The 788-nt window shown below is 50.0% G+C and carries 1 protein-coding gene; it reads left to right on the top strand.

Annotation, left to right across the window (positions count from 1 at the left end; translation table 11 throughout):
- Positions 1-84 precede the first annotated feature (84 nt).
- On the top strand, positions 85-765 hold the full coding sequence (locus tag ACR0IV_RS21745) for an IS6 family transposase (protein WP_480661160.1): 681 nt from the start codon (positions 85-87) through the stop codon (positions 763-765).
- The last annotated feature ends 23 nt before the right edge of the window (positions 766-788 follow it).

The following is a 788-nucleotide window of genomic DNA, read 5'->3' as shown; positions in this document are numbered from 1 at the left end:
GGTTCTGTTGCAAACTTTGACCATTGACGCTCAAGAACGCAGAGAGTGAATAGCTGCCGGTGTAATTCAGCCGAAAGTCAGTTCATGATTTCCTTCAAGGGTGCGCAATATCCGAAAGATGTGATCCTATTCGCAGTGTTCTTCTACGTTCGATATGGTGTTTCATACCGTGACTTGGAGGAAATCATGGGTGAGCGCGGTGTTTCGGTGGACCACACTACACTGAACCGCTGGGTGACAAGATACTCTAACGCGGTTGCTGAGGCCGCGCGTCGCCGCAAAAAATCTTGCGATCGTTCTTGGAGAATGGACGAGACTTACATCAAGGTGAAAGGCGCGTGGGTTTATCTCTATAGAGCTGTCGTCAAGCACGGTAAGACACTTGATTTCATGCTTTCGCAGCGTCGAAACAAACCCGCCGCCACCAAATTCTTCGCCCGAACGCTGGAGGTCAACGGGCTTCCAAGGAAGATCGTCATCGACAAAAGCGGTGCTAACACGGCTGGTATCAAGGCCATAAACAAGATGCTTAAAGGCTTTGGTTGCCCGGTGCCAATTGAAATGGTCAGGCGGAAATACCTCAATAACATCGTCGAACAGGACCACCGTTTCATCAAAAGACGAACCCGCCCGATGCTCGGCTTCAAATCTTTTGCTTCGGCTTCAGCAACTCTGGCCGGCATCGAGGTCGCGCACATGATCCGTAAAGGCCAATTCACACCAGGACTCTGTCCCTTTCAACAATTCAAAGAACTGCTCGCATAACAAAGCAGGACCGATGTATTTCT

The sequence above is a fragment of the Ruegeria sp. C2 genome (assembly GCF_056537765.1).
This window is presented reverse-complemented; position numbering and strand designations above follow the sequence as displayed.